The sequence below is a fragment of the Pseudoxanthomonas sp. LjRoot204_2 genome (assembly GCF_056175765.1).
Genome location: NZ_JBGFFG010000569.1, coordinates 1 through 1,803, shown reverse-complemented (window position 1 = coordinate 1,803; position 1,803 = coordinate 1). Strand labels below are relative to the sequence as shown.

Sequence of the window (1,803 nt, the reverse complement as noted above, 5' to 3'; positions counted from 1 at the left end):
GGCCTACCGCTCGCCGAATGCGTACGAGCGCTACTACCAGGTGGATTCGGACGAAAGCGCGCAGCTCGCGAATCCGTCGCTGAACGCCGAGCACGTGCAGACCGCCGAGCTGTTCTACAGCCGCAGCGTGGGTGCGCACAGCCGGGCCGAACTCAGCGTATACCACTACCGCCTGAGCGACCTGATCACCCTGGCCGCCACCGGCGACGGCACGCTGACGCTCGCCAACGCCGGCCGTGCCACCTCGCGCGGTGCCGAGCTGGCCTACGCCTACCAGGGCGACGGCGGCGTGCGCCTGCGTGCGAGCTATGCCTACAGCGACGTCACCGAATCGGATACCGCGCGGGCCCTCAACGCGCCGCATGGCATCGCCCGCGTGCAGGCGTCCGTGCCGCTGGCCGCCGGCTGGGACCTGGCGATGAGCGCGCACCACATGGGCCAGCGCGTGTCGCGCGAGGGCCGCGTGCCGGCCTACACCACCGTCAACGCGCACCTGGTGTGGGACGTGGCCTCGCGGCCGCTGGCGTGGTCGCTGGGCGTGCGCAATCTGCTGGACGAACGCTATGCCGATCCGGTCGGCCCGGAGTTCCTGCAGGACACCGTGCCGCGGCGCGGCCGCGAGTACTGGCTCGAAGCGCGGTGGCGCTGGTGAGCGTGCGGCGCGCCGGGCAGGGGATGGCCGCGCTGCTGGGGCTGGCGTTCGCCGGCAGCGGCCATGCGCAGGTGGACGAACACGCGCTGAAGGCCGCGTTCGTCTACAACATCGCCGCATTCGCCCAGTCGGCGCACGTGCAAGCGTCCACGCTGACCATCTGCACCCAGACCGATGCGGCGCTGGCGGCCGCGATCGCCACGCTGGCCGGCCGCGACCTGGCCGGCCGCCGCGTCACCGTCGCCCGCGTCGCCAGCGCCCCCGCGGCCGACTGCGACGTGCTGGTGCACGCGGCGGACACGCCCGTGGCCGCGGCGCTGACCGCGCTGGTGATCTGCGACGCCTGTGCGCTGCCCAACGGCGTCAGCACGGTCGCGCTGGTGCGCGAAGGCAACAAGATCCGCTTCGACGTGGATGCCACGCGTGCGCGCGCCAACGGCATCACCCTGAGCAGCCAGCTGCTGCGCCTGGCCCGGCGGGTGCTGTGAGCACGCCCGGCTTCCGCACCTCGGCCAGCGTGCGCACCAGCGCCATCGTCGCGACGGTGGTGCTGCTGGTGGCGGGCTGCGTGCTGATGCTCATCCAGTGGATCGACATCCGACGCGAGTTCCTGGCCGACGCCGAAGCCCAGGCACGGGTGGTGGCCTCGGGCAGTGCGGCGGCGGTGATGTTCCGCGACAGCGCCGGTGCGCGCGAGACGCTCGCGCCGCTGGTGTCCGTGCCGGCGGTGCGCCAGGCCGACATCGTGGCCCGCGATGGCGAAGTGATCGCCCGCTATCCCGACGGCGTGGACGCCGCGGCCCGCCCCTGCGGCTACGACTGCGCGCGGGTGAGCGCGCCGGTGCTGTTCCGCGAACAGCCGGTCGGCACCGTGCGCCTGCAGATCAGCATGAAGCGCGCGCACGGACGGCTGGGCAGCCTGGCCATCGCGTTCTGCATCGCCTCGGCAGTGGCCTACGCGCTGGCGCTGCCGCTGATGCGCGGCATGCGCGAGCGCGTGCGCCGGGCCGAGGCGCAGTTGCACCACCTGGCCCACAACGATCCGATCACCGGGCTGCTCAACCGCAACGCCTTCAACGCGCAGCTGGAGCACGCGCGCACGCGCAACCGCCGGCTGGCGCTGGTGCAGCTGGACCTGGACCGCTTCAAGG

The 1,803-nt window shown here is 73.0% G+C and carries 3 protein-coding genes; all 3 read left to right on the top strand.

Annotated elements, in window-relative coordinates; all coding sequences use genetic code 11:
* Positions 1-652 (top strand): TonB-dependent receptor domain-containing protein (locus AC04L7_RS17965; RefSeq protein WP_475513603.1); only part of this gene is annotated, 652 nt, incomplete at its 5' end.
* Complete coding sequence (locus AC04L7_RS17960; protein WP_435997530.1) at positions 649-1,140, top strand: YfiR family protein; 492 nt, start codon at positions 649-651, stop codon at positions 1,138-1,140. The genes AC04L7_RS17965 and AC04L7_RS17960, both read left to right, overlap by 4 nt.
* Positions 1,137-1,803 (top strand): CHASE sensor domain-containing protein (locus tag AC04L7_RS17955; RefSeq protein WP_475513602.1); only part of this gene is annotated, 667 nt, incomplete at its 3' end. The genes AC04L7_RS17960 and AC04L7_RS17955, both read left to right, overlap by 4 nt.